Below are 13,553 nucleotides of genomic sequence, written 5' to 3'. Positions count from 1 at the left end.
TGTTGTGAAATAGTTATTTTCCTAGAACTCGTATTTTCAAAGTTTTGAAACCAGTTTTTGTGAATTTTGACATTTTTTCGTGAAAAAAGGGTTAAAATGAATGTTATTTTTTGGAAATGATGTTGAGTTGTTCTTATTTTTGGATGTTTTTAATCCAAAAACCACCTCAATCCTCATATGTCTAACTTTCGGTTTAAAGCCCTCGAAATTGCACAAAGTCGGCAAGCCCTGATTGTGCCGCCACCCGCTGATCGTGTAACGGAATACTACGGTTCCTATACCTTTAATAATGAAGTAATGCGCTCCCTGCTGTCGCCGGAAGCCTACCTCAAAATCACCCAGGCGATTGAAACCGGCGGTAGAATCGATCGGGATATTGCGGACGAGGTGGCGAATGCCATGAAATCGTGGGCACTGTCCAAAGGAGCGACTCACTACACCCACTGGTTTCAGCCCCTGACGGGCGACACCGCCGAAAAACATGATGCATTCTTCGATGTAACGATTGAAGGGAAAGCCATTGAGAAATTTAAGGGAAGCGCCCTGGTTCAGCAGGAGCCCGATGCTTCTTCGTTCCCCAACGGCGGTCTGCGGAATACGTTTGAAGCCCGCGGCTACACGGGTTGGGATCCCAGCTCACCAGCGTTCCTGATGGACAACGGTGCGGGTGGTAAAACGCTTTGTATTCCTTCCGTCTTCATTTCGTACACGGGTGAAGCACTTGACTATAAAACACCTTTGCTGAAAGCCCTGTCGGCGGTTGACAAGGCAGCGACGGCCGTTTGCCAGTATTTTGATCGGAACGTTTCGAAAGTAACCCCGACGCTCGGAGCCGAGCAGGAGTACTTCGTGGTTGACAAGGCGCTGTTCTACGCCCGTCCGGACCTGGTGATGTCCGGTCGTACGGTTTTTGGGCACTCGCCCGCCCGTGGTCAGCAATTGGAAGACCATTATTTTGGTTCGATTCCTCCGCGCGTCAATGCGTTCATGGTGGATTTTGAGTTCGAAGCCATGAAACTGGGCATGCCGGTTCGGACCCGTCACAACGAGGTGGCACCCGGCCAGTTCGAGGTAGCTCCGACTTTTGAAGAAGTGAACCTGGCCATCGATCACAACGCCCTGTTGATGGATTTAATGGAAAAAGTGGCCGAGAAACACAACCTCAAAATCCTGTTCCACGAAAAACCGTTTGCCGGAATCAACGGTAGCGGCAAGCACAACAACTGGTCGCTCGGTACCAACACTGGGGTTAACTTACTGGCACCCAGTTCAAAACCGAAAGAAAGCCTGCGCTTCCTGACGTTTTTAGTGAACGTCGTCAAAGCCGTGCACGATCATGCCGATCTGCTGCGCGCCAGCATCGCGTCGGCCGGTAACGAATACCGCCTGGGTGCCAACGAAGCCCCCCCGGCCATCGTTTCCGTCTTCCTGGGTGAGTCGCTGACGAAAGCGCTGGAAGACCTCGAAACAAAGTCGGAAGTGATTGTCAACAAAGGCGATAACGTTTATTATAAACTGGGCATCAACCGGATTCCGTCGTTGCTCCGGGACAACACCGACCGCAACCGGACGTCGCCGTTTGCCTTTACGGGTAATAAGTTTGAATTCCGGGCCGTGGGTGGTGGTGCCAACTCGGCGTCAACCATGACGGTTTTGAACGCCATTGTTGCCGATCAGCTGACCAAATTCAAAGCTGACCTTGATGCCCGTCTGGCCAGTGGGGAGAAAAAAGAACTCGCCATTGTCGACATTCTGAAAGCGTATTACGCGGATTCAAAACGCATTCTGTTTGAAGGAAACGGGTATTCGGATGAGTGGGTGGAAGAAGCCGCTCAGCGGGGCCTGTCCAACATCAAATCGTCGCCGGAAGCCCTGGGTGTGTACCTGAGACCGGAGTCGCTGGAATTGTTCGAGCGCACGGGCGTTCTGAATCATTCGGAGGCCGAATCCCGCTACGAAATCGAGCTGGAGAAATACGTCAAGAAAGTACAGATCGAGTCGCGCGTGATTGGTGATCTGGCCATGAACCACATTGTTTCCACGGCCTTGAAATACCTCAACAAACTGGCCGAAACCGCCAAGTCGCTCGTTGACCTGGGCATGAACAGCGAAGCCGAACCGATCAAAGCCATGATCTCCGAAATTTCGAGCCGTATCATCGCCATCAAGAAGGGGGTGGAAGAAATGACCGAAACCCGGAAAAAAGCCAATGCGCTGCCGACAGCCGCCGAAATGGCGAAAGTGTACGCCACGGAGGTAAAAGACTTCTTCGAAGTGATCCGGTACGAAGTAGATAAACTTGAATTGATTATCGACGACGAAGACTGGCCTTTGGTGAAATACCGGGAAATGCTCTTCGTAAAGTAATTTATTTTTCCAACCATAATTTCCACATAAAGCCTGCGCCGATTGGTGCAGGCTTTTGTTTTGGGCCAAAAACTATTTTTGAGCTTCCCAATACGGTTTTATATACAAATTTGTGTTTATTTACGGTTTATCCGTTGAAGCGTATACCCGCGCGGTTTCGGGCAAAAAACCGCCGTTCTGGCCGGTAATCGACCGTTGAGGTAAACACCGGCCATGATGTTTAGTGACTGAGTACCGACCCATCCGTTAGCCTGAACTTTTATGCCCTTTACCGTTGAAACGCTGATGCGCGATCTGAGCCGTCTTCCGCACCGCGGGGTCGCTACCAGCTCCGAAGCATCGGCCATTGAACTGCTCACCTCAACGCTGCGTGAACTACAGGCAACGGTAACCCTTGAATCGTTCCGAACCCCCAAAACGTACGTATCAATTATCTTCTGGCTAATGGCGGGATTGGTTTCCGGACTGGCGGTTTTTCCGGCGCTGGGCTGGCTGGCGGTGGGCTGGACCTGGACGTGGATTGTGCTGGCCTGGTTGTTTTTCAACTGGCGGTATTCACCCGCTACCAAACTGCCCCCCCAGGTAACCGCCTATAATCTAATCGGTCGCTGGCGCGAAACCGGATTTGGGTACGCCGGAGATCAGGAAAAACCGGTTATGAAGGTGATTCTGATGGCGCACTACGACACGGCTCCCATATCGCTTCTGTACCGGGCCGACCGCGTTCATACCTTTCATGCCACTTTGGTCGTTTCCCTGTTGTTGATGCTGGGTGGTGGGCTGCTGCTTTTGCTGCAACAGGTGGGCCTCAACAGCCACTGGTTTCCCTGGATTCGATACGGTATGATCGCCTATTTTTTCCTTCAGGCGCTGCTGGGTTCGCTTGGCTACTGGCTCTACGGGTTTTCCAACGGGGCCAGCGACAATGCCACGGGTGTCGTGGCCGCCATTGCAACGGCGGACCGGCTGCGGCAATTGTACCTGCCCGGCATGGAAATTGAACTGGTGCTAACGGGAGCTAAAGAAGCGGGCATGCACGGGTCGCGGGCTTACATCGAAAAAAACGGCGGGAGCTGGCCCAAAGACCGGACCGCTGTCGTTAATTTCGATACCCTGGGCAACGGAACGCTCCGGCTGATCAAACATACCGGCACCATTGAAGTTATTGAATACACGAACGGACTGATGAAATCGGCCGAAAGCTTGCTGGACGAAAAACCGTTTCAGGGGGTGGTGACGCCCGGACGCTGGCACACGGCCGATTTTGATAGCGTGTGGTTTGTGCGTCGGAAAATACCGGTCATGAGCCTTTCCGCAATGGACGAAAAAGGCCGCATGATTAATATTCACCGCCCGGAAGATCAATTGCTGGTGACGGATTTGTCGGCGATTCCAACGGCGGTTGACTTTGCGATTCAGACCATTGTGCGGCATTACCAGTCCCACGAAATTACCGCTGAGCGGATATGACCAGGGGAAACGCTACCCGCAACGTGTGGAAAACCGGGGGTTGATTTGTATTTTTGGTATCGAGAACAACGATTTATTTACTAGCACCATATGGGAACGATTAAAAACGAAGGATTTGATCCGGCTGCAATTCAACAACTGAAAGAAGAATGCAAACAGGAGGGGAGCTCGTTTGTCTATGTTGAGGATGAGGACGACGATCTGGACGTGCTGAATTCTGGCGAATGCGTTCACATTCAGTTTGTTGGTAAACACGAAGGGGATGAGGTCATTTACGACGCCATCATTTATACCCTGCGCCTTCACCACAGCAGTCTGGTGTACGAAATGGCGATGGAAAAAGTCAAAAAGTCGTTTCCGGAGTACGTTCCGGTGGAGGACCGGAAGCCCAATTACCGGATCGATGCCGAACTGGAAGAAGAAATTGAGTTGTTTCTGACCGAGCTTATCGAGGAAATTGAAGAAACGGAAGCCGTAAAAGTACAGGAGCATATTGACGTCGACACCGATTTTGAGTACGGGATCAGCCTGGATGTGTGCCTGAACGTCGAAGAAATTTCGGAGGAGGTAATTGAAGAGTTTATTGCTAACTTTAACAAGGACGCGTTGAAGCTGGATAAAACCATGTATTCATTTTCAAACGACGAGCCGGAAGAATAAAAACCGGGAGTGCCAGAACCGGCCGCACCGGGTGAACCGTTTTTATGCATTTGTTTTATCAACCGGAAGCGGAGTCGAATCCGTTTCTGAGCGAAGAAGAATCTCGTCATTGTGTCAAAACGCTGCGGTTGGCCAAAGGTCAGGTCATCGATGTGACCGACGGAAAAGGCCGCCGGTATCAAGCGGTAATTGAATCTGCGGACCCACGCCGGTGCGGTTTTCGGATTGTTGAGACGCTGGAAGAACTGCCACGACCCTACCGGGTTCACCTGGCCGTGGCGCCGACCAAGAATACGGATCGAATCGAGTGGCTGGTGGAAAAAGCGGTGGAGCTGGGCGTCGATCGCTTTAGTTTTTTCACCAGTCAGCATTCCGAGCGCCGGTCGTTGAAACCGGAACGACTGGAAAAAATTGCCATTGCGGCCATGAAGCAGTCCCTGCAGTTATTTTTGCCGCAAATTGATCCACTCCGGGAATTAAATGAGGTCCTAACACTGTTAGCTGATCAACGGTTTATTGCCCATCTTCCTGAAAATGAACCGGCTGTGCCGTTGGGTAAATCGGCCCAACCCGGCGGTACGACCCTGGTGCTGATTGGTCCTGAAGGGGATTTTTCCGGCTCGGAGTTGGCCCAGGCGCGGGAAAACGGATTTACTATGGTGACGCTGGGCGCTACCCGCTTGCGAACCGAAACGGCGGCTTTAGCGGCCTGCCATACCATTCATTTGATCAATACAACCTTAATCTGATGAAACGAATTACGGCAATTTGGGTGGCAGTTCTGGTAGTTTCAACACTTCAGGCGACGACGGTTTGGGCTCAGTACTCGTATAAAATTGCCAAACTGAAATACAATGGCGGGGGCGATTGGTACGCCAACAAGACGTCGATTCCGAACCTGATCAAGTTTTGTAATTCCAACCTGCGCATGAACATTTTTCCCGAGGAGGACATTGTGGAGGTCGGGAGTCCGGAATTATTTTCCTACCCTTTCGTGCACATGACCGGCCACGGCAACGTCGTTTTCACGGATGCCGAAGCGCAGAATATGCGTCGGTACTTGATGTCGGGCGGTTTTCTGCACGTTGACGACAATTACGGGCTGGACAAATTCATCCGGCGGGAAATGAAAAAAGTGTTCCCGGAACTGTCATTTATTGAACTACCGTACAATCATCCGGTGTATCACCAAAAATTTAATTTCACCAGTGGCTTGCCGAAAGTCCACGAACACGATGGGAAGGCACCGCAGGGATTTGGATTAATCTGGGAAGGGCGTTTGGTGTGTTTTTACAGTTACGAGTGCGATTTGGGGAACGGATGGGAAGATCAATCCGTTTATAATGATCCAGAGGAGTCCCGTCAGCAGGCTTTGCGAATGGGAGCCAACCTTTTACAGTATTCGACAACCGTATTCTGACCAAAAAATAAATACAAAAAATTTGTCTTATTCGGTTAACTATCGGCGTTATTGTTATAAATTTGTATAATCTAATTGCACTGAAGTTGGTTTTTAGCCATTCACCTTTAACAAAATCAAGCCTGTGGTAATAGTCCTTATTGCCTTTGTTGTTCACTGGTACGTATCACTCTTCTGCCAGACCTTCTTTCTGCACCGGTATTCTGCTCATAAAATGTTTACGATGAGTAAGGTGTGGGAGCGGTTTTTCTTTTTCCTGACCTACGCTTCACAAGGTTCGTCGTACCTGAGCCCCCGTGCTTATGCCGTGCTGCACCGGATGCACCACGCCTTTAGTGATACACCCAAAGACCCGCACTCACCGCATCATACGAAAAATGTATTCACGATGATGTGGAAGACGAAAGACATTTATAATGCCGTCCTGAACCGGGTTCGGCCCATTGAAGCTAAATTTGATCGTAATTATCCGGAATGGTACGCGCTGGAAAGAATCGGGGATTCCTGGATTTCACGCGTGGCCTGGGGAACGGCGTACTCGCTGTTTTACATCTTCGCTTTTGTTTACCTGGACATGCACTGGGCGTTTTTCTTCCTGCTGCCGATTCACTTCCTGATGGGGCCTATCCACGGTGCCATCGTAAACTGGAGTGGGCACAAATACGGATATGCCAACTTCGATAACCACGACAGATCAAAAAATTCGCTGTTCTTCGATTGGCTGATGATGGGCGAATTGTTCCAGAACAACCACCACAAACGTCCGAATGCCGCAAATTTCGGTGCCAAATGGTGGGAAATTGATCCGACTTATCCCGTCATCAAGCTGTTGTCGGCGACCGGCATCATCAAAATGCGTCCTGTTAAAGCGACCAGTGCCGAATTTGAAACCGGCCACGATCGTCTGGTCGAGAAAAACGAGCAGGTGTCGGCCTAATCGGAGCCTGAACGTAAACCAACAAAAAACCGGGACTGGACCAGTCCCGGTTTTTTGTTGGGCTTACAAGCTCATTTCTTACAATAAAATACCCGCGATCTGCTCCCAGGAATGGACCCGCTGAAACAGTGAATTGTCGCGGTTGTGGGGAGCGTCGAACAACAACCCTTTCCCTTCAAAACTAACCAGGTTATACGGCATATCGTCAATCATGACGTCGGCCCGAATGATGCTTTTGTCTCCGCAGAAAACCCGGTTTTTCCAGTGAATGTGCGGGAAATGCTCGTCCAGCCAGTCGTACTTCTCCGCCAGCGAATTTCGGAATTCCATTGCCGCCGAGGTAACAAACAGGTCATATTTCTCCGATAACGCCCGGGTAAATTCCTGAGCGCCCGGCATCACGGCAATGTCAGCAAAAAAACCGGGTTCGTGCACGTAATCCGATAGCCGCTGCGAAACGTCCTCTTCCAGAATTTCGTGAAAAGATTCCGTTCGAAATACGTCGGGCAGGGCAGTCGTGTCGAAATCACGGCGGTAGATGTCGATAAATTTGCCGACGGTATCCGCCAGCACATCATCCATGTCAATTGCAATGCGAGGTTTCATTCTTTGAATTTTACACCAATAGCTCTTTTTCCGCTTGAATATACAACGGCGTCAATTGGCTTTTTGGCTTCCTGGGCTTCTTTTTTCACCCGCCGGACAAATTGTTCTATATCTTCTTCTACGGAATTATTTACAATACCCCCCGTGAAATATGATTTAGCCTTCACTCCGCCGGAGGCATCGACGACGGTTTCGTAATCCTTCACCGGCTCGTTCATCACATAAACCGCCAGACCGTCAATCTTCCGGACGCGCGCCAGCGCCTTGTCCGAACCGCCTGCGCCTTTAAACTTAATGGCAATTGCCGTTTTCGAACCGGAAATCACTACCGCATCAAACGCCTTGTCGTTCGCTTTCGCGTCTTTGGTGGCCCGGCGCACAAACTGCGACACTTTGGCGGAAACGCCTTCGTTGACCACACCACCGGTCAGCAGCGAGGCCGCCTTGGCTCCTGAAGTCACTTCAAATACGGTTTCGTAAGCCTGCAAAGGCTCACACATGACGTACGTCTGGACGCCCTGAATTTTTTCCACCCGCGCATTCGTTTGCGCAAAAACCGTCGTGAGCGATAACAAAACGCAACCCAAACCGGTCACTGTCCATTTCAAGTTCATTATTGTAGTAGTTGTTAAATCGTAAAACCGCCTAAAACTAAGCGATCAAAACCGATTTTTTCAGCCAATCACGGTGAACGGTTTCTTTCCCGTCATGAAACGCACGAATGCATGACTGAATCGCCGTGCCGGATTTCAAACCAGTTTCCGATCCGGATCAAACCGCTCGAGGTAGTCGGATACGCGCTTGACGAACTGCCCTCCCAGCGAGCCATCCACCACCCGGTGATCGTAGCTGTGGGAAATAAACATTTTCTGCCGAACGCCGATCAGATCACCCTGGGGCGTTTCAATGACGGCCGGTTTTTTCTCGATGGTCCCGAACGCCATAATGGCCACCTGGGGTTGCACAATGATGGGCGTTCCCATTACGTTCCCAAACGTACCGATGTTGGAAACCGTGTACGTGCCGTTCGCCAGATCGTCGGCGGTGAGCTTGTTTTCGCGGGCGCGCCGACTGAGATCGTTTACTTTTTTGGTGAGCCCGACCAGGTTGTACTGGTCCGCATTGTGAATAACCGGGACAATTAGGTTGCCGCTCGGCAGCGCAACGGCCATGCCAATGTTGATCGATTTTTTGACGATAATTGAGTCGCCATCCACCGAAACATTGATCATCGGAAAATCGCCAATGGCTTTCACGACCGCTTCGATGAGCAGGGGGGTAAACGTGATATTCTCACCGTACTGCTGTTGAAAGGCCTTTTTATTCCGCTCGCGCCATTGCACCAGCACCGTCATGTCGGTTTCGACGAACGAGGAAACGTGGGGCGCAATGCGCTTCGATTCCACCATCCGCTCGGCAATCATCTTCCGCATCCGGTCCATCTGAATGATGTCCGTCTGGCCGTTCACGGAAGCCGCTTTGGGAAGAGAGGGCTTGGGCGCTTCTGCCGGTTGGGTCGTTCGTTTTTCCAGGTACGCCAGAATATCCTGCTTCGTCACCCGTTGTTCGGCCCCGGTGCCGGCAATGGTGGCCAGTTCATTCTCCGAAATTCCCTCGGCCTTGATGATGCTCAACACCAGCGGTGAATAAAACCGGTTGGCGGCTCCGGAAGGGGCGGTTTCTGAATGGGCGGTTTCGGTCTGCGCCGGAAACTCCGGATTGCGGGACGACAGCGTGGAGACATCGGCTTCCAGTTGAGCCGCGACACTCGCCACATCCTGTTCGGCGGTTTCGCCCACGTTGATCGGGTCGGGCGGTGATGATTCGGCGGCAGTAACAGCGTCTTCCTGCTCAAGTTCAATCCGGGCGACCGGGCTGCCAATGGCCACAACATCGCCATCGTTGACCAGTATTTCTTTCAGGATGCCGGAATGCGACGCCGGAACTTCGGTATCAACTTTGTCGGTGGCCACCTCCAGAATCGAATCGTCGGCTTCAATGCGGTCACCCGGTTTTTTGATCCACGAAATTACCGTGCATTCAATAATACTTTCGCCCATTTTGGGCATCACCATGTCAACTAGTGCCATTGGGGAGTGGTTTATAGTTCGTCCAGCAGCGTTTGCCGGAGAAGATTCAGGACATAAACGGAGGTAAGCTGAATGTTCTGCTCCCGGTGGGGCCCCAGCTTCAGCAAACGAGCTACCGTCTGTTTTTCGGTCGAGCAGGCAATCCAGATGGTGCCGACCGGTTTTTCGGGGGTTCCGCCATCGGGTCCGGCAATGCCGCTGGTGGCAATCCCGACGTTCGCGCCCAGGGTTTTCCGGACGCCTTCGGCCATCTCGCGGACGGTTTCCTCGCTCACGGCGCCAAATTGATGGATGGTTTCGGGATTTACGCCCAATTGACTTATTTTCACCGTGTTGCTATAGGCCACCACACCACCGACGAAATAAGCGGAGGAGCCGGAATATTTGGTGATCTGGCTGGCTACAAAACCGCCGGTACAGCTTTCGGCAGTCGCCAGCATCCAGCTTTTCTCGGCGAGCAGTTGCGCCACTTTGGTTTCCAATTCGTCGCTGTCATAGCCAAAAACATAAGGCTGAATCAGCGGCAGAACGGCTTGAAGTTGCTCTTCGATTTCCTGCTGCACCTGCAAGGTGTCGGTTCCCGTGCCGGTCAGCCGCAGCCTAACCTGCCCAAAACTCGGCAAATAGGCTAGTTTAATGTGCGGAGGAAGGTTGTTTTCCCAATCGGCGATGGTTTCTGCCAGAAACGACTCGCCAATGCCGATGGTCCGGATCATTTTATGAACGATTACCGGCGTTTCAAAATGCTGCTGCAACTTCGGAATAATCCGGTATTGCATTAGGTTTTTCATTTCAAAAGGGACGCCGGGCAGTGACACGTAAACCGTATCGTTTTCGTAAAACCACATGCCTGGCGCGGTTCCCCAGTCGTTCGGAATGTAGGTGCAGTTAAGCGGTAAATCGGCCTGACGGGCGTTTATCTCGGTGATCTGGCGGCCCCGGCTTTCAAAAAACTTCGTCACAAAAGCCAGTGCTTCCGGATTTCGTTCGAGGGTCGTGTTGAAGTAGTCGCAAAGGGTTACTTTGGTAATATCGTCTTTCGTGGGGCCTAAACCACCCGTCAGAATCACCAGGTCAACACGACGGGTGGCTTCCTCCAATATACCCAGAATGGCCTCTTTAGTGTCCCCAACCGACGACTTTCGGATCGTTCGGATGCCAATCTTGGTCAATTCTGCGCCAATCCACTGCGTATTTGTGTCGGTAATTTGTCCAAACAGTATTTCATCACCAATCGTTATGACTTCGGCCAGAATGGGTTTCATGGAGAGATTCGCTAATTTTTTTAGGTCGGTTTTATACTTTTGGTCCACTTTCTTGTCTTAAGAAAAAGGCCCGTTGACCGAAGAACAATTGACCGACCCGTTTCGAGCCAAAAATACGCAAAAAAACGGTTTTCCTTGTCCCGACAATCTTCGGACGAGCGTTACCTATATAGTACCAACCTGAAATTCTTATGAAAAAATCATGCTTACTGGGTCTGCTGTTCACCACTTTATCCGGATCGGTGATGGCCCAATCCGATTCCACCCAGCCGAAAAAGAAAACCGTATTCGGTCAGATCCTCGAAAAAGTAGGCGAGTCGGTCGGGGGCGGGTCTTTATCGAGCGACGAGATTGCCAGCGGTTTGAAAGAAGCCCTCCGGATCGGCATCAGCAAAGGATCGGACCAGGCGTCGGCCACGGACGGTTACTACAAAAATGCCCTGATCAAAATTTTGATGCCGCCCGAAGCCCAGAAGGTGGAGTCCGCCCTGCGGAAATTCGGTTTGGGCAAGCAGGTCGATCAGTTCGTCCTGTCACTGAACCGCTCGGCGGAAGATGCCGCCAAAAAGGCCAAACCGATTTTTCTGAATGCGCTGACCTCAATGACCATTCAGGATGCGGTCGGAATTCTGCGCGGAGACAAAAACGCGGCCACTCAATACCTTAAGCGCACGACTTCGGCTGAACTGATGGCCGCTTTTACGCCGGTGATTGATAGCACCCTGAAAAAAAACCAGGCCACCCGCTACTACAGCGATTTGGTCCGGACGTACAACAAACTGCCCATCGCGACCCAGAAAGTCAATCCGGATTTGACCAACTATGCCGCAACCAAGGCGGTTGACGGTATTTTTACCCTCGTTGAGCAGGAAGAAAAGCGGATTCGTGAAAACCCGGCGGCCCGGGTGAATGATTTGCTCAAAAAAGTGTTTAGTCAGCAGTAAACCGATTGCCCCGTTGGTTTTTGTCCTGGAATCCCGCCAGCCGGATTGGAAATCCGTTTGACAATTGGTTACCTTTGAGCTCGTAAACTCCGCAAAAGCCGGGGTCTGCCCCCGGGCGACTCCGGTGGGACAGCGGAGTTTTTAATGCCTTGTACCGAAAGCGATGAAAAAATCAGAAATCAATTTTTCAGTAGAGTTAGACAATCAAAATATCCCGGAAAAGATTTTCTGGAATGCCACCGATAACCCCAACGAGGGGCTGAGCGATACCAAAGCGGTCGTCGTTTCGGTTTGGGATCACTACAACCAGGGAACGCTTCGGCTGAATCTTTGGACCAAAGACATGGCCGTTACGGACATGAAGCGGTTTTGCATTGAAGTGCTGGGCAGTCTGGCCGACACCATCGTTACGGCAACGGGCGATCAGCCGATGGCCGACGAAATTGATAATTTGTGCCGGAATCTGAGCAAGAAAGTGGAGGAAGAATACCGGGCGCAACAGCAGCAGTCATAAAGACGGTTTTCGGTGTACGGTTTTCGGATATAATTCAGTCCCTGTAAACCGTACACCGAAAACCGTATACCCCTCATTTTATTCTATGAGATTTCTCAGTATCGTATTGACGGTTGTTTGGCTGACGATGGGTTCGGTCGGTGCGCAGGGCGTACAATTTCGGACCGGTGCGCTAAGTACGGTTTTTGATGCCGCCCGCAAAGCCAGAAAGCCGGTTTTTATTGAGGTTTATTCGGCGACTTGCCACGTCTGTCAGAGTTTTATTCCCACGTTTCAGGAAAAAAACGTCGGAAAATTTTATAACAGCCGGTTTATCAACACCAAAATCGACATTGGGACCAAAGAAACCGTGGCCTTTCTGGAAAAAAACCGCCTGTTTGTGCCATCCCTGCCCTTGTTTCTGTACTTCGATCCGCAGGGGAAACTGGTGCACATGGCAATGAGCAACAATTCGGCGGAAGAAGTCATTCGGCACGGCTCGACGGCTCTGAGTCCGGAAAACCGCTCCTCGGCGATGCACAAACGCTTTGAAGAAGGGGAACGCTCGGTAAATTTTCTGATTGATTACGGAATGTACGCCCGGGTAACCCGGGATACGGCAACCAACATCCGGGTTATGAACGAGTATGCCGCCCGGCAAACCGCCGGAACGTACGCAAATTCCACCAACTGGCTGGTGCTGCAAAAATTAATCTTAGACGTTGACAATCCTCTTTTTCAGTACATGATCGGTCACCTCGACCAATTCGTAAAACCGTATACCGCCGAGCAAGTCAAAACGGTTGGGGAAAACATCCTGATGTCATCGCTTTACAGCAGCCGGGGCAACCAGTATCCGGCCGCGAAAATCATCACGATCCGCAACCAGCTCCAGCAGGTCGGAATTGATGGGCGCGTCGCCAGCAACCGCACCTTACTGCCCGAAGTAAACGCTTATTTTCGGGCGGGACAGGCCCAGAAAGCGGCTTCCCGCATGGATGACCACATTGCCCAAAGTCAGTTTTCGACGCCCGAATATTTGTACGTTATCCGCCTGTTCAACCGGAAAAGTCCCGATGCCAGTGACGCTCCGACGGTGGCACGATGGGCCAACAAAGCCATTCCTCAGGCCAAAACCCCCGCGGAACAAGCCGATTTGTATTTCGAGTTAGCGGAAATTTACCGGCGGGGCGGGAAAACCGGAGATGGGCTGAAAGCCGCCCAGAAGTCGCTGGAACTGGCCAAAACCGCCAAACAGGACACCCGGCGGAATACGGCCCAACTGAGTCGTTTTAAGTAAT

The 13,553-nt window shown here is 51.4% G+C and carries 13 protein-coding genes; 9 read left to right on the top strand and 4 right to left on the bottom strand.

The annotated features are described in order from the left end of the window. The first annotated feature begins 177 nt into the window (after window positions 1–177). The 6 genes from ACYVHX_RS25610 to ACYVHX_RS25585 all read left to right on the top strand — a co-directional run bounded on the left by ACYVHX_RS25610 (window position 178) and on the right by ACYVHX_RS25585 (window position 6,854). Complete coding sequence (locus ACYVHX_RS25610) at window positions 178–2,367, top strand: glutamine synthetase III family protein (protein WP_460674542.1); 2,190 nt, start codon at window positions 178–180, stop codon at window positions 2,365–2,367. A 261-nt stretch (window positions 2,368–2,628) separates the two neighbouring features. Further along, window positions 2,629–3,837 carry a M28 family peptidase gene (locus ACYVHX_RS25605; protein ID WP_460674541.1) on the top strand — a complete coding sequence of 403 codons (1,209 nt, stop codon included), beginning with the start codon at window positions 2,629–2,631 and terminating at the stop codon, window positions 3,835–3,837. A gap of 90 nt (window positions 3,838–3,927) precedes the next feature. Further along, complete coding sequence (locus ACYVHX_RS25600) at window positions 3,928–4,497, top strand: hypothetical protein (protein WP_460674540.1); 570 nt, start codon at window positions 3,928–3,930, stop codon at window positions 4,495–4,497. A 44-nt stretch (window positions 4,498–4,541) separates the two neighbouring features. Next, window positions 4,542–5,246 (top strand): 16S rRNA (uracil(1498)-N(3))-methyltransferase, encoded by a 705-nt coding sequence (locus tag ACYVHX_RS25595; protein WP_460674539.1) that lies wholly within the window; start codon window positions 4,542–4,544, stop codon window positions 5,244–5,246. Then, entirely contained in the window at window positions 5,246–5,917 is a 672-nt protein-coding gene (locus ACYVHX_RS25590) for a DUF4159 domain-containing protein (protein ID WP_460674538.1), read from the top strand. Before ACYVHX_RS25595 ends, ACYVHX_RS25590 begins: the two co-directional genes overlap by 1 nt. A 124-nt stretch (window positions 5,918–6,041) precedes the next feature. Further along, entirely contained in the window at window positions 6,042–6,854 is an 813-nt protein-coding gene (locus ACYVHX_RS25585) for an acyl-CoA desaturase (RefSeq protein WP_460674537.1), read from the top strand. A 78-nt stretch (window positions 6,855–6,932) separates the two neighbouring features. Here the strand turns inward: ACYVHX_RS25585 and ACYVHX_RS25580 are convergent, their stop codons facing one another. The 4 genes from ACYVHX_RS25580 to ACYVHX_RS25565 all read right to left on the bottom strand — a co-directional run bounded on the left by ACYVHX_RS25580 (window position 6,933) and on the right by ACYVHX_RS25565 (window position 10,815). Beyond that, complete coding sequence (locus ACYVHX_RS25580) at window positions 6,933–7,460, bottom strand: 5' nucleotidase, NT5C type (protein WP_460674536.1); 528 nt, start codon at window positions 7,458–7,460, stop codon at window positions 6,933–6,935. Beyond that, a complete protein-coding gene (locus ACYVHX_RS25575; RefSeq protein WP_460674535.1) occupies window positions 7,457–8,074 on the bottom strand; it encodes a hypothetical protein in 618 nt (205 codons plus the stop codon). The genes ACYVHX_RS25580 and ACYVHX_RS25575 overlap by 4 nt, the downstream gene beginning before the upstream one ends. A gap of 135 nt (window positions 8,075–8,209) precedes the next feature. Beyond that, entirely contained in the window at window positions 8,210–9,550 is a 1,341-nt protein-coding gene (locus ACYVHX_RS25570; RefSeq protein WP_460674534.1) for a dihydrolipoamide acetyltransferase family protein, read from the bottom strand. A gap of 11 nt (window positions 9,551–9,561) precedes the next feature. Beyond that, window positions 9,562–10,815 (bottom strand): competence/damage-inducible protein A, encoded by a 1,254-nt coding sequence (locus tag ACYVHX_RS25565; RefSeq protein WP_460674533.1) that lies wholly within the window; start codon window positions 10,813–10,815, stop codon window positions 9,562–9,564. Between the two features lie 191 nt (window positions 10,816–11,006). Here ACYVHX_RS25565 and ACYVHX_RS25560 point away from each other — a divergent pair, with 191 nt between their 5' ends. From ACYVHX_RS25560 to ACYVHX_RS25550, 3 genes are all read left to right on the top strand, one after another. Further along, window positions 11,007–11,759 carry a DUF4197 domain-containing protein gene (locus ACYVHX_RS25560; protein WP_460674532.1) on the top strand — a complete coding sequence of 251 codons (753 nt, stop codon included), beginning with the start codon at window positions 11,007–11,009 and terminating at the stop codon, window positions 11,757–11,759. Window positions 11,760–11,922: 163 nt separating this feature from the next. Further along, window positions 11,923–12,273 (top strand): gliding motility protein GldC, encoded by a 351-nt coding sequence (gene gldC / locus ACYVHX_RS25555; RefSeq protein ID WP_460674531.1) that lies wholly within the window; start codon window positions 11,923–11,925, stop codon window positions 12,271–12,273. Window positions 12,274–12,358: 85 nt separating this feature from the next. Continuing rightward, on the top strand, window positions 12,359–13,552 hold the full coding sequence (locus ACYVHX_RS25550) for a DUF255 domain-containing protein (protein ID WP_460674530.1): 1,194 nt from the start codon (window positions 12,359–12,361) through the stop codon (window positions 13,550–13,552). Window position 13,553: the final 1 nt, after the last annotated feature.

The sequence above is a fragment of the Larkinella ripae genome (assembly GCF_054780775.1).
The sequence above is the reverse complement of the archived record's forward strand: the minus strand, read 5'-3'. Positions and strand labels throughout refer to the sequence as shown.

Bases quoted from the DNA above. Each gene is read 5' to 3' on its own strand.
- ACYVHX_RS25565 (WP_460674533.1), bottom strand. From the start codon at position 10,815: ATGAAACCCATTCTGGCCGAAGTCATAACGATTGGTGATGAAATACTG.
- ACYVHX_RS25590 (WP_460674538.1), top strand. From the start codon at position 5,246: ATGAAACGAATTACGGCAATTTGGGTGGCAGTTCTGGTAGTTTCAACA.
- ACYVHX_RS25600 (WP_460674540.1), top strand. From the start codon at position 3,928: ATGGGAACGATTAAAAACGAAGGATTTGATCCGGCTGCAATTCAACAA.
- ACYVHX_RS25575 (WP_460674535.1), bottom strand. From the start codon at position 8,074: ATGAACTTGAAATGGACAGTGACCGGTTTGGGTTGCGTTTTGTTATCG.
- ACYVHX_RS25550 (WP_460674530.1), top strand. From the start codon at position 12,359: ATGAGATTTCTCAGTATCGTATTGACGGTTGTTTGGCTGACGATGGGT.
- ACYVHX_RS25580 (WP_460674536.1), bottom strand. From the start codon at position 7,460: ATGAAACCTCGCATTGCAATTGACATGGATGATGTGCTGGCGGATACC.
- ACYVHX_RS25570 (WP_460674534.1), bottom strand. From the start codon at position 9,550: ATGGCACTAGTTGACATGGTGATGCCCAAAATGGGCGAAAGTATTATT.
- gldC (WP_460674531.1), top strand. From the start codon at position 11,923: ATGAAAAAATCAGAAATCAATTTTTCAGTAGAGTTAGACAATCAAAAT.
- ACYVHX_RS25610 (WP_460674542.1), top strand. From the start codon at position 178: ATGTCTAACTTTCGGTTTAAAGCCCTCGAAATTGCACAAAGTCGGCAA.
- ACYVHX_RS25595 (WP_460674539.1), top strand. From the start codon at position 4,542: ATGCATTTGTTTTATCAACCGGAAGCGGAGTCGAATCCGTTTCTGAGC.
- ACYVHX_RS25560 (WP_460674532.1), top strand. From the start codon at position 11,007: ATGAAAAAATCATGCTTACTGGGTCTGCTGTTCACCACTTTATCCGGA.
- ACYVHX_RS25605 (WP_460674541.1), top strand. From the start codon at position 2,629: ATGCCCTTTACCGTTGAAACGCTGATGCGCGATCTGAGCCGTCTTCCG.